Below are 4,050 nucleotides of genomic sequence, written 5' to 3'. Positions count from 1 at the left end.
CGAGGTTGCGGCCTTCGACCCCCGGGGCCGCGCCGCCCATCAGGCCCAGACGCCCGGTGACGTCGACCAGGTCGATCAACTGGGCGCCGGCCCGCAGCTGGGTCAGGCCGACCGCGTCCTGGCGGTTCTCCACCGTGCACCCGAGAATATCGACATAGAAGCGCTCCATGGCCTTGGGGTCGCGGACCCGCAGGACGAGGTGGTCGAGGCCGATCAGGCGCATGGCGGGCGATCTCCTAGTTCGGCCCTAGTTCGGCGAGGTCACCGTCGCGCCCTGGGCCTTCAGGCGATCCAGCACGCCGTTCCTCGGCAACAGGAAGGCCAGATCCACCACCGCCACCGTGACACCGGGACGATTGAGCGCCTCCGACAGCGCCTTGGCCGACTGGCCGATCTGGTCGTCGAGCAGGCCCGCCCCGCCCGGCGCGCGCAGCAGGCAGCGCTGCGCGGCGCTGGACGAGTAGCGGGCGCGAACGGCGGCGATGTCGCCGTCCGCCCAGTCGCGGCCCAGGGTGTTCCAGCGCGGGGCCTCGTAGTCGATCTCGTTGAGGGCGTCGCGCAGACAGGCGAGGTTGGCCTCGTCCGACAGCTTGCCGGCGCTGGAGAGCACCGGACCCAGGCGATACTGGCTCATGGCCTTGACCTTGACGCCCTTGGCCTTGGCCATGCGTTCGATGGTGCTGACCGGCTTGGCCTCGGAAAGGCCGGCGGCCTGACGGAAGTCGGACAGCAGGATGAAGCCCGCCACCGCCGGCTTCCAGTCCTTGTAGGGCACGGCGGTGCGCCTGGCCTGGGTGCGGGCCTTGACGAAACGGTCCTTCAGGTCGGGCGGCAGGCGGTCTTCCAGCTTCCTGCCGAAGCCCTGGCGCACGCCGCCCCCGCCGGTCAGCACGAACTTGGTGATCTGCATCGGCCCCACCGAGGCCTCGGGCGGCACGAGCACGAGACTGGCCTGGTCGAGGGCGCGGTTGAGGCGCGGACTGTCCCACTTCAGCTGGTGCGGCAGGGGCGCGGCCGAGCCCAGCACGTAGAGCTTGGCGCCGTTCTTCTCGACCAGCCACAGGGCCGGGCCCGGCGGCCGGGCGACGACCAGCAGCTCCTCGACCACCGCGCTGCCGGGATCGGCCGGTTGCAGCTCGACGGTGGGAGACGGTGTCTGAGCCAGGGCCGGAACCGAAACGGCGAAGGCGAGCGCGGCGACGGCGGCGATCCGGGCGGTCTTGGCGGCCATGCGTCGTTCTCCTGGGTAGGCTCACAGACATAATGCGCGTCGGCGGATGGCGAAACGGGGGCCTGAAGGGGGTCTGTCTTGCGTGAAGCGGCCGACGCATGGCTGTCTGCCTGCGCTGTTCGGCGATCCTGGAGGGGAAACATGCGCGGATTGATGAGCGCGGCCTGCGTGGCCGCCGTCCTGGCCGGCACGGTCGTGTCGCCAACCCTGGCGCAGACGCCTGCCTCAGCCGTCGCGCCCTCCCCCGCCGCGCCGTCTCCCGCCACCCAGGCGCTGAAGACCCTGATCGACGAGCACTGGGCCTGGTGGCTGAAGGGCGCGCCCATCCAGGCCACGCTGCTGGGCGTGCGCACCTATGACGACCAGCTGGACGATCCGTCCCTGGCCTTCGCCGACCGCCGCGCCGCCGAGGCCGCCGCCTTCCTCAAGCGCCTGGACGCCATCTCGGATGCGGGCCTGTCGCCGGCCGACCGGGTCAACAAGGCGATCCTGCACCGGATGCTGAGCGAGCAGGTCGAGGGCAACGGCTTTGGCCAGCGCACCATGCTGTTCTCCAGCATCGGCAGCTGGCACCAGTCTTTCGCCGCCCTGCCCGACATGCTGCCGTTCTTCACCAAGGCCGACTACGACAGCTACCTGACCCGGCTCGACCTCTATCCGGCCTATAACAAGGCCTCGATCGAGACGGTGCGCGCGGGCCTGAACAAGGGCTACGTCCAGCCGTGCGAGCCGATGAAGGCCTTCGGGGCGACCATCACCGCCTCGATCGCCAAGGATCCGGAGGCCTCGACCTTCTACAAGCCGTTCAAGGCCAGGAAGCCCTCGACCATCAGCGACGCCGACTGGGCGGCCATGCAGGCCCGGGCGAAAGCGGCGATCACGGCCAAGGTCAATCCCGCCTACCAGGCCCTGTCGGACTTCTACGAGAAGGACTACGCGCCCAAGTGCCGGACCAGCATCGGCGCCTCGGCCCTGCCCCAGGGCGCCGCCTGGTACGCCTATCAGGTGCGGGTGATGACCACGACGACCAAGACGCCCGAGGAGATCCATCAGCTGGGCCTCTCCGAAGTGGCCCGCATCCGCGCCGAGATGGACGAGGTGGCCAAGAAGAGCGGCCTCGCGCCCGACCGCAAGGCCTTCATCGAGAAGCTGCGCACCGACCCGAAATACTACGCCAAGACCCCGGGCGAACTGATGCGCGAGGCGACGTTCCTGGCCAAGACCATCGACGGCTGGATGCCCAAGCTGTTCGGAACCCTGCCCCGCCTGCCCTACACCGTGCGCGAGATCCCGGCCGAGATCGCCGAGGGCAACACCACCGCCTATTACAACGCCGGCTTCGCCAGCACGGGCGCGCCGGGGGTCTATTTCGTCAACACCACGCACCTAGACCAGCGGCCGCTCTACGAGATGCCGGCCCTGACGGTGCACGAGGCCGTGCCCGGCCATCACCACCAGATCTCGCTGCAGCAGGAATTGGACCTGCCGGAGTTTCGCAAGAACGCGGCCTTCTTCACCGGCTTCGTCGAGGGCTGGGGCCTCTATTCCGAGCGCCTGGGCATCGAGATGGGCCTTTACGACACCCCCGAGAAGGACATGGGCCGCCTGTCCTACGAGATGTGGCGCGCCTGCCGCCTGGTGGTCGACACCGGCATCCATTCCAAGGGCTGGACCCGCGACCAGGCCATCGCCTTCATGCTCGAAAACACGGCCCTGACCCGCACCAACATCGAGGCCGAGGTCGACCGCTACATCACCTGGCCCGGCCAGGCCCTGGCCTACAAGTTGGGCGAGCTGAAGATCCGCGAGCTGCGGGTGCGGGCCGAGACGGCGCTGGGCCCGAAGTTCGACATCCGCGGCTTCCACGACGCGGTGCTCAAGAACGGCGCGGTGCCGCTGGACGTGCTGGAGACGCAGGTGGACGCCTGGATCGCGGAGAAGAAAGGCGCTTAGGAGCCCTTCCCCCTTGATGGGGGAGGGGTTGGGATGGGGGTGACACTGCGCTTGCCCATCCAAGGACGGCGGCAGCACTAACCGCTGTAACCACCCCCAACCCCGGCCCTTCCCCCATCAAGGGGGAAGGGAGATGCGCCCCGATGTCCGCCAACCGGATCCCGATCTCATAAACCATGCGGCGCCGCACAATGACGCGCCGATCTCGGCTTGATTTTTGGACGAAGTCGTCCATTTATCCCGCGACGCGTCCGCCAGGCGAATAATCGCCGCGTCTGGACGCCCTCCTTTCTTGCAGGATCAGGCCATGGCCGAGGCGAAGAAGAAGAAGCTGGTTCCGCTGCTGGTCGCCGGCGTCGCCGGCGCGGCCATCCTGGTCGGCGGCGTGTTCTGGTACATCGACAAGCAGCGGTTCGAGAGCACCGACAACGCCTTCGTCCAGGCCGACACGGTCTCGGTCAGCCCACAGGTGACGGGCTATGTCGCGCAGGTTCTGGTCGCCGACAACCAGCGGGTCGAGGCCGGCCAGGTGCTGGCCAAGATCGATCCCTCGACCTTCCAGGCCAAGCTCGACCAGGCGATCGCCAACGCCGCGGCGCTCGACGCCGCCATCAAGAGCGTCGACGACAAGGCCATTCTCGAACAGGCCCTGATCCAGCAGCGTCAGGCCGGCGTGAGCAGCGCCCAGGCCGACGCCGGCCGGGCCCGCGCCGACGTCGAGCGCTACGACGCCCTGGCCAGGCAGGGCTGGGTGTCGCAGCAGAAGGTCCAGACCGAACGCGCCGGCGCCAAGCAGTCGGACGCCGCCGTCGCCAGCGCCCAGGCCGCCCTCGAGGCCGAGCGCCGCACCGCCGGCGCCCTCGGCT

General features: G+C 69.0%; 4 protein-coding genes. 2 read left to right on the top strand and 2 right to left on the bottom strand.

Annotated elements, in window-relative coordinates:
- Window positions 1–223: VOC family protein (locus DMC18_RS17850; protein ID WP_199232591.1), on the bottom strand; the 223-nt coding region annotated here is incomplete at its 3' end.
- 24 nt (window positions 224–247) lie between these two features.
- Window positions 248–1,231: a TraB/GumN family protein gene (locus tag DMC18_RS17845; RefSeq protein ID WP_110121194.1), complete on the bottom strand. Its 984-nt coding sequence runs from the start codon at window positions 1,229–1,231 to the stop codon at window positions 248–250.
- A gap of 141 nt (window positions 1,232–1,372) precedes the next feature.
- On the opposite strand from DMC18_RS17845, the gene DMC18_RS17840 reads away from it, so the two are divergent.
- Window positions 1,373–3,184, top strand: a complete 1,812-nt coding sequence (locus tag DMC18_RS17840; RefSeq protein WP_110121195.1) for a DUF885 family protein — start codon at window positions 1,373–1,375, stop codon at window positions 3,182–3,184.
- A 307-nt stretch (window positions 3,185–3,491) separates the two neighbouring features.
- On the top strand, window positions 3,492–4,050 hold a 559-nt coding region (locus DMC18_RS17835; RefSeq protein WP_146218119.1), incomplete at its 3' end, for an HlyD family secretion protein.

The sequence above is a fragment of the Caulobacter sp. D5 genome (assembly GCF_003185805.1).
In the GTDB taxonomy this organism is placed as follows: Bacteria; Pseudomonadota; Alphaproteobacteria; order Caulobacterales; family Caulobacteraceae; genus Caulobacter.
This window is presented reverse-complemented; position numbering and strand designations above follow the sequence as displayed.

Excerpts from the sequence above, each read along its gene's own strand:
- DMC18_RS17845 (WP_110121194.1), bottom strand. The coding sequence starts at position 1,231 with ATGGCCGCCAAGACCGCCCGGATCGCCGCCGTCGCCGCGCTCGCCTTC.
- DMC18_RS17840 (WP_110121195.1), top strand. The coding sequence starts at position 1,373 with ATGCGCGGATTGATGAGCGCGGCCTGCGTGGCCGCCGTCCTGGCCGGC.